Here is a 516-nt window from a genome sequence, read left to right on the forward strand (position 1 = left end):
CGATGTCGGACCACTCGGCCTCGCGCGAGGCGGTGACGGCCATCCGGCCCCAGCGGCGGGCTTCGGACGTGTCGCCATAGCCTTTCAGCGCCTGTTCCAGCAGCAGGCAGAGCCGGGCGGTGGGCTTTTCCTCGACCAGCAGGGCGAGCGACCGGATCGCGCTCATCCAGTCGCGGTTCGCCATGGCGATCTCGGCCTTGAGGATGCGGCTTTCACGCGCTTCCGGGTTTGTGCCGGCGAGTGCGTTGAGGCGGGCAAGCTGGCTCTTCGGCGTGTCGGAGGGGTCGAGCCGGCGGCAGAGCTGGGCCAAAGCGGGGTGCGGATTTGCTTTCCAGCCAAGCTCCAGCACGCCTTGGGCGGCCTTTACCTTGCCGTCGATCATCAGGTGCTTCGCGCCGTGATAGGCCGCCGGCGGGAAGGACGGCGCCGAACGGATCGCATCGGCCAGCAGGCGCTGGGCGTCCTTGCGTTCGGCATTCGGCAGGCCGCAGGCCTGGGCGGTGTAGAGCACGGCGC

1 pseudogene is annotated in these 516 nt (G+C 69.4%); it reads right to left on the reverse strand.

Features of this window, described 5'->3' with window-relative positions:
• A pseudogene (locus tag B8784_RS01505) lies at positions 1 to 516 on the reverse strand (heme biosynthesis protein HemY); the annotation flags it as partial.

The organism is Henriciella aquimarina (genome assembly GCF_002088975.1).
GTDB classification, from domain to species: Bacteria; Pseudomonadota; Alphaproteobacteria; order Caulobacterales; family Hyphomonadaceae; genus Henriciella; species Henriciella aquimarina.